16 protein-coding genes are annotated in these 16,267 nt (G+C 69.1%); all 16 read left to right on the forward strand.

Going from position 1 to position 16,267, the window contains the following annotated elements; genetic code table 11:
• Positions 1 to 42 precede the first annotated feature (42 nt).
• Positions 43 to 981, forward strand: a complete 939-nt coding sequence (gene thrB / locus NOSIN_RS01610) for a homoserine kinase (protein ID WP_216349821.1) — start codon at positions 43 to 45, stop codon at positions 979 to 981.
• A gap of 443 nt (positions 982 to 1,424) precedes the next feature.
• Positions 1,425 to 3,416, forward strand: coding sequence for a transcription termination factor Rho (gene rho, locus NOSIN_RS01615; RefSeq protein WP_077689034.1), 1,992 nt, complete (start codon positions 1,425 to 1,427; stop codon positions 3,414 to 3,416).
• Between the two features lie 255 nt (positions 3,417 to 3,671).
• Complete coding sequence (locus tag NOSIN_RS01620; RefSeq protein ID WP_077689035.1) at positions 3,672 to 5,504, forward strand: L-lactate permease; 1,833 nt, start codon at positions 3,672 to 3,674, stop codon at positions 5,502 to 5,504.
• A 199-nt stretch (positions 5,505 to 5,703) separates the two neighbouring features.
• Positions 5,704 to 5,913, forward strand: coding sequence for a 50S ribosomal protein L31 (gene rpmE, locus NOSIN_RS01625; RefSeq protein ID WP_077689036.1), 210 nt, complete (start codon positions 5,704 to 5,706; stop codon positions 5,911 to 5,913).
• Between the two features lie 108 nt (positions 5,914 to 6,021).
• On the forward strand, positions 6,022 to 7,089 hold the full coding sequence (prfA, locus tag NOSIN_RS01630; protein WP_077689037.1) for a peptide chain release factor 1: 1,068 nt from the start codon (positions 6,022 to 6,024) through the stop codon (positions 7,087 to 7,089).
• On the forward strand, positions 7,086 to 7,949 hold the full coding sequence (gene prmC / locus NOSIN_RS01635; RefSeq protein ID WP_077689038.1) for a peptide chain release factor N(5)-glutamine methyltransferase: 864 nt from the start codon (positions 7,086 to 7,088) through the stop codon (positions 7,947 to 7,949). The genes prfA and prmC overlap by 4 nt, the downstream gene beginning before the upstream one ends.
• Positions 7,950 to 8,034: 85 nt before the next feature.
• On the forward strand, positions 8,035 to 8,841 hold the full coding sequence (locus NOSIN_RS01640) for an L-threonylcarbamoyladenylate synthase (RefSeq protein ID WP_077689039.1): 807 nt from the start codon (positions 8,035 to 8,037) through the stop codon (positions 8,839 to 8,841).
• A 12-nt stretch (positions 8,842 to 8,853) separates the two neighbouring features.
• Positions 8,854 to 10,017: an MraY family glycosyltransferase gene (locus NOSIN_RS01645; RefSeq protein ID WP_077689040.1), complete on the forward strand. Its 1,164-nt coding sequence runs from the start codon at positions 8,854 to 8,856 to the stop codon at positions 10,015 to 10,017.
• Between the two features lie 225 nt (positions 10,018 to 10,242).
• Positions 10,243 to 10,683 carry a hypothetical protein gene (locus tag NOSIN_RS01650; RefSeq protein WP_077689041.1) on the forward strand — a complete coding sequence of 147 codons (441 nt, stop codon included), beginning with the start codon at positions 10,243 to 10,245 and terminating at the stop codon, positions 10,681 to 10,683.
• Positions 10,684 to 10,743: 60 nt separating this feature from the next.
• On the forward strand, positions 10,744 to 10,965 hold the full coding sequence (locus NOSIN_RS01655; RefSeq protein ID WP_077689042.1) for a hypothetical protein: 222 nt from the start codon (positions 10,744 to 10,746) through the stop codon (positions 10,963 to 10,965).
• Between the two features lie 93 nt (positions 10,966 to 11,058).
• Positions 11,059 to 11,913 carry a F0F1 ATP synthase subunit A gene (gene atpB, locus NOSIN_RS01660; RefSeq protein WP_236743275.1) on the forward strand — a complete coding sequence of 285 codons (855 nt, stop codon included), beginning with the start codon at positions 11,059 to 11,061 and terminating at the stop codon, positions 11,911 to 11,913.
• Positions 11,914 to 12,020: 107 nt separating this feature from the next.
• Positions 12,021 to 12,239 carry an ATP synthase F0 subunit C gene (atpE, locus tag NOSIN_RS01665; protein ID WP_073704647.1) on the forward strand — a complete coding sequence of 73 codons (219 nt, stop codon included), beginning with the start codon at positions 12,021 to 12,023 and terminating at the stop codon, positions 12,237 to 12,239.
• A gap of 28 nt (positions 12,240 to 12,267) precedes the next feature.
• The gene (locus NOSIN_RS01670) at positions 12,268 to 12,816 is read left to right on the forward strand and encodes a F0F1 ATP synthase subunit B (protein ID WP_077689044.1); all 549 of its coding nucleotides are present in this window, start codon (positions 12,268 to 12,270) and stop codon (positions 12,814 to 12,816) included.
• Positions 12,816 to 13,640, forward strand: coding sequence for a F0F1 ATP synthase subunit delta (locus NOSIN_RS01675; RefSeq protein WP_077689045.1), 825 nt, complete (start codon positions 12,816 to 12,818; stop codon positions 13,638 to 13,640). Before NOSIN_RS01670 ends, NOSIN_RS01675 begins: the two co-directional genes overlap by 1 nt.
• A gap of 65 nt (positions 13,641 to 13,705) precedes the next feature.
• On the forward strand, positions 13,706 to 15,346 hold the full coding sequence (gene atpA, locus NOSIN_RS01680) for a F0F1 ATP synthase subunit alpha (RefSeq protein ID WP_077689046.1): 1,641 nt from the start codon (positions 13,706 to 13,708) through the stop codon (positions 15,344 to 15,346).
• A 3-nt stretch (positions 15,347 to 15,349) separates the two neighbouring features.
• Complete coding sequence (locus tag NOSIN_RS01685) at positions 15,350 to 16,267, forward strand: F0F1 ATP synthase subunit gamma (RefSeq protein ID WP_077689047.1); 918 nt, start codon at positions 15,350 to 15,352, stop codon at positions 16,265 to 16,267.

The raw sequence follows: 16,267 nt of genomic DNA on the forward strand, positions 1-16,267 counted from the left end.
ACACTGGAGAAGCCCACCGTGACCCCACCACGCCCCACACGGGTGTCCGTCCGCGCCCCCGCCACCAGCGCCAACCTCGGTCCGGGCTTCGACGCCCTGGGCATGGCCCTGCGGCTGTACAACGAGTTCGAGGTCCGCCTGCGCAACGACGGCGAACTCCGCGTCCGGGTCGAGGGGGAGGGCGCCGGAGAGGTGCCGACCGACGAGCGCCACCTCGTCGTGCGCGCCATGCGCGAGACCTTCGAGAGGGCCGGGGAGAAGCTGCCCGGGCTCGACCTGGCCTGCGTCAACAACGTCCCGCACGCCCGGGGGCTCGGCTCGTCCTCCTCGGCGATCGTCGGCGGCGTGGCCGCCGCGAGCGCCCTGCTGGGGCGCACCGGACCCGACGGCGGGCCGGACCGCGACGGCATCTACCGGATCGCCGCGGACATCGAGGGCCATCCCGACAACGTGGCCCCCTGCGTATACGGCGGATACACGGTCGCCTACCGCGACGGCGACCGCTGGGGCGCGGTGTCCCTGGTCCCCGACGCACGGATCCTGCCGGTGCTGTGCGTTCCCTCGTGGCGCCTGTCCACCGAGCGGGCCCGCGGCCTGCTGCCCGAGGAGGTACCGCACTCCGACGCCGCGTTCAACGCCGGGCGCGCCGCGCTGATGACCGCGGCCGTTTGTGGCCACCCGGAATCCTTGTACGCGGCCACCGAGGACCGGCTGCACGAGTCCTACCGGGAACCCGCCATGCCGCGCACCCTCGGTCTCATCCGTGACCTGCGGCGACACGGGAGACTGCCCGCCGTGGTCTCCGGAGCGGGGCCGACGGTGCTGGTGCTGTGCTCGGTGGAGGAGGGGGAGGCGGTCCCGGATTCACCGGAAATCACCCGCCAGACTGATTCGATCCGCCGGCGGGCGGGTAAGGACTGGGACGTACGCCCCCTGCCCGTCGAGCCGGCTGGGGTGCGGACCCCATCTCCCCATCCGTAGCACCTGTGTCGAGGAATAGCCGTGGCCTCTGTTGATGTTAGGCTAGGTGAAGCACCAGACGCCCCGTTGCGGGGTGAGTGCTCATCCGCCACAGCGGCCTCCGCATCTCATACTCCGGTGGTTCCGTCTTGCGACCCCCCGGAAGCGGCAGCCAACGTGTCGAGTCAGCGGTTCTTCCGCGACTGTGCCAACGTCATCGCAGCCCGCTCCTCCTCGGATGAGCGTGTCTTCACGATCGACGGGCAACACCACCGAGCCATATGCCCCGACGTCTGGCTGTACCCAGAGCCCGCCGCGATTGGGTAGGTAGGGGACCGCTTTCCACACCGGTTTCCGACATCCACGTGGGGCACGCCCTACCCGGCCCTGCCGGTTCGCACCACCGGGCCGGCCGCTCCAGCACCCGCTGACGGCCGAAGCCCGCTCCTTGGGAAGGACCCTTAGTGAGCGACACCACCGAACTCCGAACGGACGCGGCGGTCGACAGCAAAACCACCACCGGCGCCTCCGGAGCGGAGGCTGGCGAAGCCGCGCCCACAGGTGCGTCGTCGCGGCCCCGCGCGGCGTCGCGCGGAACCGGGCTGGCGGCCCTGAAGCTCCCCGAGCTCCAGAAACTCGCCTCGAGCCTGGGCATCACCGGTACGGGGCGTATGCGCAAGAGCGACGTCATCGCCGCGATCGAGGCCAAGCAGGGCGGCCCTGTCAGCAGTCCGGCGAAGGCCAAATCCGCAAAGAACGCCGAGACGGTGCCCAAGGCCGGTAAGGTCGAGGCAACCGACGGCCAGACCGAGGCCCAGGTCCCCAACACGTCGGGCACGGACGAAGCTCCGCGCAAACGTGTGGCCGAGCAGCCGTCGGACCAGGCCGTCACCGACACCCAGGGTGGGCGGGGGGACAAGCCGCCCCGCGGCCGCCGCTCGTCCCGCAGACGCGGTGACGAGCCCGGTGAACAGACCCGATCGGTGGACGGCACCGACTCCACTACCTCCGCGAGCAGCGTGACCAAGACATCCAGCACCCCCCAGAAGAACGGCCCCGACTCCTCCGAGGACCGTGACACCAGGTCCGGACAGGGTCGCGAGCGCCAGCGCAACCGCCGCAACCGCAACAGGGGCGGCGACGATCAGAACACCGGCGGCAACGCCCAGCAGGGCGGAGGTGGCCAGAACCAGGGCCGGGGTGGTGGTGGCGACGACGACGACTTCGGCGGCGGACGTCGCCGCGGACGTCGCCGCGACCGGCGCGACCGACGCGGACGCGGCGGGGCCCAGCAGGAGCCGGAGCCGGTGATCGGCGACGACGACGTCCTGCTGCCGGTCGCGGGCATCCTCGACATCCTGGACAACTACGCCTTCGTGCGCACCACCGGCTACCTGCCCGGGCAGAGCGACGTCTACGTCTCCCTGGCCCAGGTGCGCAAGCACGGCCTGCGCAAGGGCGACCACATCATCGGCGCGGTGCGTCAGCCGCGCGACGGTGAGCGCCGGGAGAAGTTCAACGCCCTGGTGCGGCTGGACTCGGTCAACGGCATGTCGCCGGACCAGGCCAAGGGCCGCCAGGAGTTCTCCAAGCTGGTCCCGCTCTACCCGCAGGACCGACTGCGCCTGGAGACCGAGCCGCACATCCTCACCACGCGGATCATAGATCTCGTGGCACCCATCGGTAAGGGTCAGCGCGGGCTCATCGTCTCGCCGCCCAAGGCGGGCAAGACGATGGTGGTGCAGGCGATCGCCAACGCCATCACCGAGAACAACCCCGAGTGCTACCTGATGGTGGTCCTGGTCGACGAGCGGCCCGAGGAAGTCACCGACATGCAGCGCACGGTCAAGGGCGAGGTCATCCACTCGACCTTCGACCGGCCCGCCGAGGACCACACGGTCGTCGCCGACCTGGCCATCGAGCGTGCCAAGCGGCTCGTGGAGATGGGCATGGACGTCGTCGTCCTGCTGGACTCCATCACCCGCCTGGGCCGCGCCTACAACCTGGCCGCCCCGGCCAGCGGGCGCATCATGTCCGGTGGTGTGGACTCCACCGCCCTCTACCCGCCCAAGCGCTTCTTCGGCGCGGCCCGCAACATCGAGGGCGGCGGCTCGCTGACCATCCTGGCGACCGCGCTGGTGGAGACCGGCTCGCGCGCCGACGAGGTGATCTTCGAGGAGTTCAAGGGCACCGGCAACATGGAGCTCAAGCTCAACCGGAGCCTGGCGGACAGGCGGATCTTCCCCGCGGTCGACGTGGACGCCTCCAGCACGCGCAAGGAGGAGATCCTCATGTCCCCGGAGGAGCTCAACGTCGTCTGGAAGCTGCGCCGGGTGCTGCACGCGCTCGACGCCCAGCAGGCCATCGAGCTGCTCCTGGACAAGATGAAGGAGTCCAAGAGCAACGCGGAGTTCCTGCTCCAGATCCAGAAGACCACGGTGGGCCCCGAGCGCTGAGGCGCGGGCAGGGCCACCACGGATCACGACAGGGCCCCCTTCCCGATGCCGGGGAGGGGGCCCTGTCGTGTCCGGAGCGCGCACGGAACACCGGTGTCCGCACCATCGCTGAGCTCCTTTCGGATCGCGGAAGGGCCTGACCGGGACACGAAAAAGATCACCGATGTGTTGCGGATCACCAAGGGGGATGTCCCCGCGGAGGAAAACGATTTAGGGTCACGCCAGCCGAGCCCCCCATGCCAGGGAGCAGACTGGATGGACAACCTCGCCGTACTCAGCGTCCTCGCGCTCACCCCGATCCTCCTCGTCGGAGTCCTGCTCGTCGGATTCCGCCTTCCGGCCATGTACGCGATGCCCATCGGCTACGTCGTCGTGGTCGGCATCGCCGTCGTGTTCTGGCAGACCGACTGGGTCGTCGTCGCGGCCTCCACGGTCCAGGGCCTGATCCTCGCCCTCGGCCTGCTCTACATCATCTTCGGCGCGCTGCTGCTGCTCTCCACACTGACCAAGAGCGGCGCCATCGCCACCATCCGCTCCACCTTCACCGACATCAGCCCCGACCGCCGCGTCCAGGCGATCATCATCGGCTGGCTGTTCGGCAGCTTCATCGAGGGCGCCTCCGGCTTCGGGACCCCCGCCGCCGTGGTCGCCCCGCTCCTGCTCGCACTGGGTTTCCCCGCCATGGCCGCCGTCATGGTCGGCCTGGTCATCCAGAGCACCCCGGTCAGCTTCGGCGCGGTGGGCACGCCCATCCTCGTCGGTGTCTCCGGCGGCCTGGAGGGATCACCCGAGGTCGCCGAACGCGCCGCGGCGCTCGGGCTGACCATGCCCGGGTTCGTCAGCCACATCGGGTTCCAGACCGTCGTGCTCCACGCCGTCTCGGGCACCCTCATCCCGCTGTTCATCTGCTGCATGCTCTGCGGCTTCTACGGCGGCGAGCGCCGCTTCTCCGACGGCCTCGGCGTATGGAGGTTCGCGCTCTTCGCCGCCTTCGCCATGACCATCCCCTCGATCGCCTACAACTACTTCCTCGGCGTGGAGTTCACCAGCCTCCTCGGCGGCCTCACCGGGCTGGTCATCGTCGTCCTCGCCGCGCGCCGCGGCTTCCTCATGCCCGAGCGGACGTGGGACTTCCCGCCCCGGGAGGACTGGCTGGCCCGCTGGAGCGGCAGGATCGCCCCCGGCGACGGGGAGACCGTGCTCACCGACGACCGCCGCGTCGGCTTCCTGAACGCCTGGGCGCCCTACCTCCTGGTCGCCGCGGTACTGGTGGCCACCCGCACCGTCGTCCCCGTCAAGGACTGGCTGGCCGGCGTCAGCGTCGGGGCCGGCGACATCCTCGGCACCTCCATAGCCCAGACCGTGGAGCCCCTCTACTCGCCCGGCGCGACCTTCGTCCTGGTCTGCCTGATCACCTACGGCCTGCACCGCATGAGCGTCCGCCAGATCGCCGACTCCTGGAAGATGGCCGGATCGCAGTTGGCCGGGGCCGCCGTCGCGCTGCTCTTCGCCGTCCCGCTCGTCCGGGTCTTCATCAACACCGGAGCCGAGTTCGGGGACACCGGCCTGGAGAGCATGCCGCTCACCCTGGCCGTCGGAGCCGCCGAGCTGGGCGGAGGCACCTGGCCGCTCTACGCGCCCTGGATCGGTGCCCTGGGCGCCTTCGTCGCGGGCTCCAACACCGTGTCCAACCTGATGTTCTCCCTCTTCCAGTTCTCCACGGCCGACCACATCGGGATCCCGCCGGAGACCGTCGTGGCCACCCAGGCCGTCGGCGGCGCGGCCGGGAACATGATCACCGTGCACAACGTGGTCGCCGCCTCCGCGGTGGTCGGCCTGGTCGGCAGGGAGGGCGACCTCATCCGGCAGAGCATCCTGCCCATGACCTACTACGTGCTCATGGCCGGTTCGGTCAGTTACGTGTTCGTCTACGGGTTCGGCCCCAACGCCGGAACCGTGATGCTCGTCCTCGTCCTCGCGGCGCTGGCCGGACTCGTCCTCCTCATGCGCAGGGCCGACGCGGACAAGCCCCCCTCGCGCGGGTTCCGGAGCGGGGCGGAAGGCGCCGGCGGGAGGGGAGCGGAATAGACACTGGTCCCGGCATCGTTGTGGGTCTGGCAAACTGGGGGTGGAGAGTGGCCCACCCCTGCTTCGGCGGGGTCCGCCGCCCCGTTACCTGGATCGCCGCGGCACCGGTTCGCGCATGGCCCACGATGACCGCCCCACCTCCTCGGGTGGCGCGGCTTGTCATGCGTCCGGCGGCCGCGCCCCTGATGAGGAGACACACATGAAGGCCGACATCCACCCCGAGTACTTCGTGACCGAGGTGACCTGCACCTGCGGTGCCAACTTCACCACCCGCAGCACCATTCCCGAGGGCAAGGTCCGCGCCGAGGTGTGCTCCGAGTGCCACCCGTTCTACACCGGCAAGCAGAAGATCATGGACACCGGTGGCCGGGTCGCCCGCTTCGAGAAGCGCTTCGGCAAGCGCAAGTAGCGCTGCCCGCTGTCCCGCGGCTCCGGTGCCACCGGCGCCGCGGGACCAGGTAGGCCCCGAGGGGGACGCACAGGCGAGGCAAGCACAACAAGACGGGGACGGGCGAAAGTGAAGCTGGACGACCTTCTGGGGGAGTACTACGAGCTGGAACAGCAGCTCGCCGACCCCGAGGTGCACGCCGACCAGGGCAGGGCGCGCACGCTGGGCAAGCGCTACGCACAGCTCACCCCCATCATCGAGGCCTACCGCGCGCTCAAGGAGGTCGAGAGCGACATCGACGCCGCGCGCGAACTCTCCGTCGAGGACTCCTCCTTCGCGGAGGAGGCCGACCGCCTGACCGAGGAGGCCGAGGCCCTCACCGAGCGCCTGCGCGTCCTCCTCGTCCCGCGCGACCCCGCCGACGACAAGAACCTCATCATGGAGGTCAAGGCGGGCGAGGGCGGTGAGGAGTCCGCCCTGTTCGCCGGGGACCTGGTCCGCATGTACCTGCGCTACGCCGAGCGCCAGGGGTGGAAGACCGAGGTCATCGACGCCACCTACTCCGACCTGGGCGGGTACAAGGACATCACGATCGCCTTCAAGAACAGGGGCACCCCCGAGCCCGGTTCGGGCGTGTGGCCCATGCTCAAGTTCGAGGGCGGCGTGCACCGCGTCCAGCGCGTCCCGGTCACCGAGTCCCAGGGCCGCATCCACACCTCCGCCGCGGGTGTGCTGGTCGTGCCCGAGGCCGAGGACATCGAGGTCGACATCCACGAGAAGGACCTGCGGATCGACGTCTACCGCTCCTCCGGGCCCGGCGGCCAGAGCGTCAACACCACCGACTCGGCGGTGCGCATCACCCACCTGCCCACCGGCATCGTCGCCTCCTGCCAGAACGAGAAGAGCCAGCTCCAGAACAAGGAGCAGGCCATGCGCATCCTGCGCGCCCGCATCTACGCCGAGGCCCAGGCCAGCGCGGACGCCGACGCCGCCGCCGAGCGCAAGAGCCAGGTGCGCACCGTGGACCGCTCCGAACGGGTCCGCACCTACAATTTCCCGGAGAACCGGATCTCCGACCACCGCGTCGGCTACAAGGCCTACAACCTCGACCAGGTCCTCAACGGGGAGCTCGACGGGGTCATCAAGGCGCTCGTGGACGCGGACACCAAGGAAAGGCTCGAAGCCGCTCAGTCATGAACTTCCTGCTCGACGAGGTCGCCCGCGCGACGCTGAGGCTCGCGGAGGCGGGTGTGGCCTCACCTCGCACCGACGCCGAGGAGCTCGCGGCGTTCGTGCACGGTGTCCGTCGAGGAGAGCTGCACGCGGTCGCCGACGCCGACTTCGACGCGCGGTACTGGGAGTACGTGGCCCGCCGCGAGGCCCGCGAGCCCCTGCAGCACATCACCGGCCGCGCCTACTTCCGCTACCTCGAACTCCAGGTCGGGCCCGGGGTGTTCGTGCCCCGGCCCGAGACCGAGATCATGGTCGACTGGGCGATCGAGACCCTGCGTGCCATGGACGTGGCCGACCCCCTGGTGGTCGACCTCGGCGCGGGATCGGGCGCCATCGCCATCTCCATCGCCCAGGAGGTGCCGCGCTCGCGTGTGCACACGGTGGAGATCGATCCCCTCGCCCTGGAGTGGGCGCGCCGCAACATCGGTGCCAGCGGCCACGCCGACCGGGTCACCGCCCACCACGCCGACATGCGCACCGCCCTGCCCGAGCTCGACGGCCGCGTCGACCTGCTCATCAGCAACCCGCCCTACGTCCCCACGGGCGAGGCCGCGGTCATCCCGCCCGAGGTGCGCGACTACGACCCCGCCCCCGCGCTGTGGTCGGGCGAGGACGGCCTCGACATGATCCGCGACCTGGAGGCGGTCGGCCGCAGGCTGCTGCGTCCCGGCGGCGTGATGGCCGTCGAGCACCACGACGGCCAGGGCATCGACATCCCCTGGCTGTTCCCCGAGGACAAGGGCTGGCGTGACGTGCTCAACCGCAAGGACATGGCACGGCGCGACCGCTTCGTGGTCATGCGCCGCGTCGACGAGGACGGCTGACCGTGTCCGCATCCGCCCCTGTATCCCCGTATCCTTGCCCGGCCGCGAAGCCGGCCGGTCCCTTTCGAGAATGAGGTGAACGCAGGTGAGCCGCATCTACGACTGCGCGGACGAGACCGCCCGCAAGGACGGTCTCGCCGACGCCGCGTCCGCGGTGCGCCGAGGCGACCTTGTGGTGCTTCCCACGGACACCGTGTACGGCATCGGCACCGACGCCTTCAGCCCGACCGCGGTGTCCCGGCTGCTCGCCACCAAGGGCCGGGGGCGTGAGATGCCCCCGCCGGTCCTGGTCGGTTCCATGCGCGCCGCCACCGCCCTCGTCGACGACCTGGGCAACCACGGCCGCGACCTCATGGAGGAGTTCTGGCCCGGTCCGCTCACCCTGGTGTGCAGCGCCACCCCGAGCCTGTCCTGGGACCTGGGCGACACCAAGGGCACCGTGGGCGTGCGCATGCCGATGGACCCGATCGCCCTGGAACTGCTCAAGGAGGTCGGGCCGATGGCGGTGAGCAGCGCCAACAAGTCCGGCCGGCCCTCCGCCACCCGCGTGGAGGAGGCCATCGAGCAGCTCGGCGACGAGGACGTGGCGGTCTACCTGGACGGTGGTGAGACCGAGGTCCGGGTCTCCTCCACCATCGTCGACCTCACCTACGCGGTCCCGCGCGTGCTGCGGGCGGGCGCCATCTCCATCGAGCAGCTGCGCTCGGTGTGCGGCACCGTCATCGGCGAGCTGCGCAGGGGACGTACCGGTACGGCGAAGGCCGACACGGACGGGGAGGCCCAGCAGGCCGAACAGGCGCAGGCCCCACGGGACGACGCCCCGCCGGAGGGCGGGGACGGCGCACAGGAGACTCCCAAGGCGGGGCGGGCCCCCGAAGGCGACGAGAGCTAGAGGGGCCAGGACGTGCGGGAGTACGCGCTCACCTTCGTCATCGCCGCCGCGGTGACCTACCTGCTCGTTCCGCTGGTGCGCCGGTTCGCCATCGCCTTCGGCGCGACCCCGGCGGTGCGCGACCGCGACGTGCACAAAGAACCCATCCCGCGTCTGGGAGGGCTCGCCATCTACGGCGGATTCGCCGCCGCCCTGCTGATCTCGGCCCAGCTCCCGCACCTGCAGAACGTCTTCGTCGCCGACACCTGGATGGGACTGCTGCTGGCGGGCGGGCTGATCACGGTCATCGGCGTCATCGACGACCGCTGGGGGATGGACGCGCTGAGCAAGCTCGCCGGGCAGACCGCCGCCGCGGGCATCCTCGTCTGGCAGGGCGTGCAGCTTCTGTGGCTGCCGCTGCCCGGCACGCAGCTCTCACTGGGACCGTGGCTGGGCGCGATGATCTCCATCCTGCTCATCGTGGTGACCATCAACGCGGTCAACTTCGCCGACGGGCTCGACGGGCTGGCGGCGGGCATCGTCGGCATCTCCGCCTTCGCGTTCTTCGCCTACTACTACGTGGTCGCGGTGGAGCAGGGCTTCGTGCGCCAGTCCTACCCGGCGATGATCGCGATCATCCTGGCCGGCACCTGCGTCGGATTCCTCTTCCACAACTTCCACCCGGCCAGGGTGTTCATGGGCGACACCGGGGCGATGCTGCTGGGACTGCTGCTGACCTCGATCACCATCACGGTGACCGGCCAGTTCGACGCCAACACCGCGCGTGAGGAACTCAACTCCGGCCTGGTGGTGTTCCTGCCGGTCGCGCTTCCGCTGCTGGTGATCGCCCTGCCGCTGGCGGACCTGGTGCTCGCCGTGCTGCGCCGCACGCTCGCGGGCAAGTCCCCGTTCGCCCCGGACCGCGGCCACATCCACCACCGCCTGCTGGACATGGGCCACAGCCACATGAGGGCGGTGCTGCTGATGTACCTGTGGGCGGGCATCGTGTCCTTCGCCGCGGTGGCGCTGTCGGTGTTCGACTCCCCGGTGATCGTGCTGACGGTGACCGCCCTGGTGGCCACGTGCGCCGTCGGCCTCATCGCGCTGCCCCGGCTGCGCAGGCGCGGACTGCTGGTCCGCGGGCGCAAGGAAGGCGTTAAGACGGGCTCGGACGGCGACGCGCGGTCCGACGCGTGAGCGGGGGCCGCGCAGGCGACCGGGAGACCGGGAAAAGATGTCGCTGACCTGTGGATACCATGGTCGGAGCGGATGTGGCGAAGGCGACACAAGACCTGAAAAGGGCCTGGAGCGGGCACTTTGCGGCCCGTTAAGGTCGCGTTAAGGAACCCCAGGATTCAGCACCAAAAACCTTGTGATAGCTTTCACGAGCAGGCAACCACTGAACCCCACGGAGCTTCGTTGATGCAGGAACACGACGCCCGGACTCTCCGCGGCGCCGCGCTTCCGACGGCTGTCGTCGGCGTGGTCGCGTTGATCGCAGGCTTCGCCATCTCCGGTACCCAGGGACTCTACGGCGCGCTTTTCGGCACGCTTCTGGTCATCGGCGCCTTCGCCGTCTCGGCCTTCGTCATCTCCTGGACCGGCGGCCGGCGTCCCGAGCTCCTCCTCCCGGTGGCCTTCCTCGTCTACACCACGAAGTTCGCGATTCTCATGGTCGCCCTGATGTTCTTCCGGGACACGACGGCCCTGGACAAGGACGTCTTCGGATGGACGGCGCTCGCCTGTGTGCTCGTCTGGCTGGCCGCCCATGCGGTGGCCGTCAAGAGGAGCAGGCAGCCGACCATCGTCCCCGCGGACGAAGAGGGCGAGAAAACGGCCGAGGACAGTGAGGCGCACCGGTGAGCCCGCGCGTACGGGCCGGTGTGCCGAGCCTGGTCACCTACTGCTATCTTCCGGAGCGAGATGAACGGTCAACGGAGTGCGAAGAGCGACTCTCAGGAGTCGCCCAACGCCAACGCGGCCACACTCCTCTCGTATCTGCTGGGAGGCCTCGCCTTCTGGGGCGGCGTCGGCTGGGTCGCGGACTGGGCGCTGGGATTCTCCGGCCTCTTCCTGCCCATCGGGCTCGGCGTGGGCCTGGTCGGCTCGATCTACCTCATCTACATCCAGCACGTCCGGTCCTGACCGAACACTCGGATGCGTCCTCCCGCGCTGAGGGTGGAGCCGCACCGACCACAACACCAAGGATTATGTTGCGTCACGACGAAAGGGATCGCCGTGGGTGCTGACGTGAACGTCGTCGCGGCGTCCGAATCAGGCTGCCACATCTTCGGCCACGGCTGCGGTTTCGAAGCCCCGGGCGTGGGCCTCTTCTCTCCGACGCCGTGGCTCGATTTCGGGCTTCCCGGTGCCGCGGGAGTGAACAAGTACTACCTGGTCGCGGCGGTCGCACTGATCATCGCCGCCGCCTTCTGGTACTTCACCACGCGCAGGGCCAAGGTCGTCCCCGGCCGAGGCCAGAGCATGGCCGAGATGCTGGTCGGCTTCCTGCGCGACCAGGTGACCCGGACCACCATGGGCAAGGAGGGGGACAGGTTCCTCCCCCTGATCGTGACCCTGTTCCTGTTCATCTTCTGTATGAACATCATGGGTCTGATCCCCGGCCTCCAACTGCCGGTGACCACCAGCCTGGCCTTCCCCGCGGTCCTGGCCCTCTTCGTCTTCCTGCTGTGGAACATCGTCGGCATCCGCCGCCACGGCTTCGGCGGCCACATCAAGGCCCGGCTGGTGCCCGGCGGCGTCCCCGCCTGGATCCTGCCCATCGTCGTGCCGATCGAGGCGTTGTCGAACTTCGTCATCCGGCCGGCCACGCACATGATCCGTCTGTTCGCGACCATGTTCGCCGGGCACCTGCTGCTCGCACTGTTCGCGGCCGCCGGCTTCTACATGTTCAACCCCCTGTCCCAGATGGGGGCGCTCTACGGCGCCCTCTCGGTGGGGTACTCCGCCATCGCGCTGGTCGGCTTCCTGGTCTTCACGGCCTTCGAGCTGTTCATCATGGCGGTCCAGGCCTACGTGTTCGTCCTTTTGACCTCCATCTACCTCGGTGAGGCCATCGAGGGAGCGCACTAGGGAAACGGCCCCCCGGCCTTTTCCACGCGCATTCACGACCTGTCCGATTCATAACGTCAGACCGGCGTCAACCATGATCGCCGGCGTGTAGTAAAGGGAATATCAACATGGATCTCGCCGCCATCGAAGGTAACCTGAACAGCATCGGTTACGGCCTCGCCGCCATCGGCCCCGGTATCGGCGTCGGCCTCGTCTTCGGCCTGGGTGTCCAGGCCATCGCCCGCCAGCCCGAGGCTCGCGGCATCCTCCAGGGTCAGATGATCTTCGGCTTCGCCGTCATCGAGGCCCTGGCCATTCTCGGCTTCGTTCTCGCGTTCGCCGTTTAGTCAGACCTGGTCCATAGAACGCGAAGGGATGCCAACCGTGTATTTGGCAGCCGAGCAAGAGAACGTCCTGCGGATTCACTGGGACGAGTTCACCTTCGGTCTCATCGCCTTCCTCCTCATCCTCGGCGTCGTCTACAAGATGTGGCCGAAGCTGACGAAGGCGCTGGACGAGCGTGCCGACCAGATCGAGGGTGGCATCGCTCGCGCTCAGAAGGCCGAGGCCGAGGCGGAGGAGACCCGCCAGCAGTACCGCGAGAAGCTCGAGGAAGCGCACCGCGAGTACGCCCAGGAGTTGGAGAAGGCCAAGGAGCAGAGGGCGGCGATCATCGCCGAGGCGCGCGAGGAGGCCCAGGTAGAGGCCCGTCGCATCGTCGAGGCGGCCCACGCCCAGATCGAGGCCGACCGCCAGCAGACCCTGGTGCAGCTGCGTAGCGAGATCGGTGCGCTCTCCACCGAGCTGGCGAGCCGTATCGTCGGTGAGACCCTCAGCGACGGCGCCGCCCAGAACCGCGTCATCGACCGGTTCCTGGACGAGCTGGAGCAGAGCGGGAACACGCAGCAGGCTGAGGTGCGTTGATGCGTGGTGTAAGCCGCACGTCGTTGACCGAGGTGACCCGGCGCCTGGACGAGAACGTCCTGGCGTCGGCGAGCACCGCGCAGAGCGGCGCCTCCCTGGGCAAGGAGCTCTTCGAGGTCGTCGCCCTCCTCGGGAGCGAGCACTCGCTGCGCCGGTGGCTCGCCGACCAGTCGAACCCGGCCGAGGCCAAGTCCACGCTGGTCGGAGAGCTTCTGGAGACCAGGGTTTCTCCGTCCACCGTCATGGTGGCCAGTGACGCGGTCTCGGCCAAGTGGTCGAGCGCGCGTGACCTCATGGACGCGCTGGAGCGGATGGCGGTCTACGCGACCGTCGCCCCCCTCCAGAACGCCTCGGCGCTCGGCGAGCTGGAGGACGAGCTGTTCCGCTTCCAGCGGATCGTCGCCTCCCAGCCCGACCTGCGCGAGGCCCTCACCCGTGACGGAGCGGCCCCCGAGCTCCGGCTCTCCCTCGTGGAGAACCTGCTCTCGGACAAGGTGAACCCCGCGACGCTGACCCTGGTCAGTGAAGCGGTCGCCCGTCCCCGGGGCCGTACCCTGGAACAGGCGCTGGAGAACTTCGGACAGATCGTCGCCGAGCGCGCCAAGCGCTACGTCGCCGTCGTCCGCAGCGCCGTCGCCCTGAGCGAGAACCAGCAGTCCCGGCTCGGAGCCGCGCTCTCGCGCGCCTACGGCCGCGACATCCACCTGAACATCGAGGTCGCCCCCGAAACCGTGGGTGGCATGTCCATCCAGGTGGGTGACGAGGTCATCGACGGGACCATCGCCGGGCGTATCGCCGAGGTCCAGCGCCGTCTGGCCGGCTGAAAGAACGCAAGGCAAGCACGCACGGCGCCAGCCCGGCGCCATTTGAGAGCAAGGACAACGTAGAGATGGCGGAGCTGACGATCCGACCGGACGAGATCCGGGACGCGCTGCAGCGCTTCGTCCAGTCGTACGAGCCTGAAGCCACCCGCGCGGAAGAGGTCGGTACCGTCACCTACTCCGGTGACGGCATCGCCCGCGTCGGTGGCCTTCCCTCGGCGATGGCGAACGAGCTGCTGCAGTTTGAGGACGGCACCCTGGGCCTGGCCCAGAACCTCGAGATCGGTGAGATCGGTGTCGTCGTGCTGGGTGACTTCACCAGCATCGAGGAGGGCCAGCAGGTGCGCCGCACCGGCCAGCTCCTCTCGGTGCCGGTGGGCGACAACTTCCTCGGCCGCGTGGTGGACCCCCTGGGCGCCCCCATCGACGGCAAGGGCGAGATCGAGACGACCGAGCGCCGTGACCTGGAGCTGCAGGCCGCGACGGTCATGCAGCGCCAGCCGGTCCACGAGCCGATGCAGACCGGCATCAAGGCGATCGACACCATGACGCCGATCGGCCGCGGGCAGCGCCAGCTGCTCATCGGCGACCGGCAGACCGGCAAGACCGCGGTCGGTATCGACGCGATCATCAACCAGAAGGCCAACTGGGAGTCCGGCGACCCCGACAAGCAGGTGCGCTGCATCTACGTCGCGATCGGCCAGAAGGGCTCGACCATCGCCGGTGTGCGGGGCGCCCTCGAAGAGGCCGGCGCGATGGAGTACACCACCATCGTCGCCTCCCCGGCGTCGGACCCGGCGGGCTTCAAGTACCTGTCCCCCTACACCGGTTCGGCCCTGGGCCAGCACTGGATGTACGAGGGCAAGCACGTCCTCATCGTCTTCGACGACCTGACCAAGCAGGCCGAGGCCTACCGTGCGGTGTCGCTGCTGCTGCGCCGTCCGCCGGGGCGTGAGGCCTACCCCGGTGACGTCTTCTACCTGCACTCCCGTCTCCTGGAGCGCTGCGCCAAGCTCTCCGACGAGCTGGGCGCGGGCTCGATGACCGCTCTGCCGATCATCGAGACCAAGGCGGGCGACGTCTCGGCCTACATCCCCACCAACGTCATCTCCATCACCGACGGCCAGGTCTTCCTGGACTCGGACCTGTTCAACCAGGGCCAGCGTCCGGCGATCGACGTGGGTGTGTCGGTCTCCCGTGTCGGTGGCGCGGCCCAGACCAAGGCCACCAAGTCCGTCTCCGGCACGCTGCGTCTGGGCCTTGCCCAGTACCGCGAGCTCGAGGCGTTCTCCGCCTTCGGTTCGGACCTGGACGCGGTCTCCAAGCAGCAGCTGGAGCGCGGCGCCCGGATGATGGAGCTGCTCAAGCAGGGCCAGTACTCGCCGTTCCCCATGGAGAAGACGGTCGTCTCCATCTGGGCCGGCAACACCGGCAAGCTCGACGACGTCCCGATCGAGGACGTGCGCCGCTTCGAGGACGACTTCCTGGACCACCTCTCCCGAGAGCACCCCGGAATCCTCGACACCATCCGCGACACCGGCAAGTTCGACGACGAGACCAAGGAGTCCCTGGACTCCGCCCTGGAGAAGTTCAAGCAGGGCTTCCAGACCTCGGCGGGGACCCTCCTGGGCACCGAGGCCGAGACTGAGGCGCTCGACAAGGACCAGGTCGGCCAGGAGACCATCAAGGTCGCCAAGGGCGGGAAGTAACCCATGGGTGCACAGCTTCGCGTCTATCGCCGGAGGATCCGCTCGACGAAGTCGATGGCGAAGATCACCCGCGCGATGGAGCTCATCGCCACGACGCGCATCACCAAGGCGCAGCGGGCGGCGGAGGCTGCTGGGCCCTACGCGCGGGAGATCACCCGGGCGGTCTCGGCCCTGGCCAGCCGGGTGACCTACAACCCGCTGCTGGCCGAGGCCGAGAACCCCACCCGCGCGGCCGTCCTGGTCATCACCAGTGACAAGGGCCTGGCGGGCGCCTTCTCGTCCAACGTGCTCAAGGAGGCGGACGCCCTCTCCGGGCTCCTGCGGGAGGAGGGCAAGGAGGTCCTCACCTACATGGTGGGCCGCAAGGGCGTGGGCTTCTACAAGTTCCGCGACCGTCCGCTCGAGGGGCAGTGGGAGGGCATCACCGAGCGTCCGACCTACGCGGACGCCCAGGAGATCGGCTCCGCGCTCATGGAGAAGTTCGCCATGGACACCTCCGAGGGCGGCGTCGACGAGATCCACGTGATCTCCACGGAGTTCGTCTCGATGCTGACCCAGCGCGCCTCGGCCGCCCGAGCCCTGCCGCTGGAGATCGAGGAGGTCGACGCGAGCGAACTCGAGGCCGAACAGGGCGCTCCGCTGCCGCTGTACGAGTTCGAGCCCTCCGTGGAGGAGGCGTTGGACCGGCTGCTCCCGCAGTACGTGACCAACCGCATCTACTTCGCGCTCCTGGAGTCCGCAGCCTCCCAGCAGGCGTCCCGTCGCGCGGCCATGAAGGCCGCCACGGACAACGCTGAGGAACTCGCCAAGAACCTGACCCGCCTGGCCAACCAGGCACGTCAGGCTGAGATCACCAATGAGCTCAGTGAGATTGTCGGCGGTGCCGACGCGCTCGCTGCTGCCAGCGCGGGAAGTGAGTAA

Origin of the sequence: Nocardiopsis sinuspersici (assembly GCF_001998325.1) — a bacterium.
Classification (GTDB): domain Bacteria; phylum Actinomycetota; class Actinomycetes; order Streptosporangiales; family Streptosporangiaceae; genus Nocardiopsis; species Nocardiopsis sinuspersici.

Coding starts and splice junctions, on each gene's coding strand:
- NOSIN_RS01650 (WP_077689041.1), top strand. CDS start 10,243: ATGCAGGAACACGACGCCCGGACTCTCCGCGGCGCCGCGCTTCCGACG.
- NOSIN_RS01670 (WP_077689044.1), top strand. CDS start 12,268: ATGCCAACCGTGTATTTGGCAGCCGAGCAAGAGAACGTCCTGCGGATT.
- rpmE (WP_077689036.1), top strand. CDS start 5,704: ATGAAGGCCGACATCCACCCCGAGTACTTCGTGACCGAGGTGACCTGC.
- atpA (WP_077689046.1), top strand. CDS start 13,706: ATGGCGGAGCTGACGATCCGACCGGACGAGATCCGGGACGCGCTGCAG.
- prmC (WP_077689038.1), top strand. CDS start 7,086: ATGAACTTCCTGCTCGACGAGGTCGCCCGCGCGACGCTGAGGCTCGCG.
- NOSIN_RS01685 (WP_077689047.1), top strand. CDS start 15,350: ATGGGTGCACAGCTTCGCGTCTATCGCCGGAGGATCCGCTCGACGAAG.
- atpE (WP_073704647.1), top strand. CDS start 12,021: ATGGATCTCGCCGCCATCGAAGGTAACCTGAACAGCATCGGTTACGGC.
- NOSIN_RS01675 (WP_077689045.1), top strand. CDS start 12,816: ATGCGTGGTGTAAGCCGCACGTCGTTGACCGAGGTGACCCGGCGCCTG.
- NOSIN_RS01620 (WP_077689035.1), top strand. CDS start 3,672: ATGGACAACCTCGCCGTACTCAGCGTCCTCGCGCTCACCCCGATCCTC.
- NOSIN_RS01655 (WP_077689042.1), top strand. CDS start 10,744: ATGAACGGTCAACGGAGTGCGAAGAGCGACTCTCAGGAGTCGCCCAAC.